Here is a 355-nt window from a genome sequence, read left to right as displayed (position 1 = left end):
ATGACCGGCGACCTTCACACGGCGGCCGAGGTGGACGAGTTGGGGCTCCTCACCAGGGTCGCCGAGCCCGAAGAACTCGATTCCGTCGTCGAGTCGCTTGCCGGTCGTCTCGCCGCCGGCCCGCCGGTGGCACTGTCCCTAACCAAGTCACTGTTACACCGTGCGGCTACCACCGATTTCGCGGCCAGTCTGGAACTCGAGGCGATGGCGCAAGCCGTGAACTTCGCAAATGAGGACATCGGGATCGGATTGCGTGCGTTCAAGGCCAGAACCGCGCCGACTTTCACGGGTCGTTGGCGCACCGACTAGTCAGGAGACTCCGCCGCCGGCTTCCCTCGGTCTCGTTCGATGTCCA

General features: G+C 64.5%; 1 protein-coding gene. It reads left to right on the top strand.

Translation table 11 applies throughout. The features are described from left to right. On the top strand, positions 1–309 hold a 309-nt coding region (locus AZG88_RS52910; protein ID WP_231914217.1), incomplete at its 5' end, for an enoyl-CoA hydratase-related protein. Positions 310–355 lie beyond the last annotated feature (46 nt).

This window comes from Rhodococcus sp. LB1 (assembly GCF_001583455.1).
Taxonomy (GTDB): Bacteria; Actinomycetota; Actinomycetes; order Mycobacteriales; family Mycobacteriaceae; genus Rhodococcus_F; species Rhodococcus_F opacus.
The sequence above is the reverse complement of the archived record's forward strand: the minus strand, read 5'-3'. Positions and strand labels throughout refer to the sequence as shown.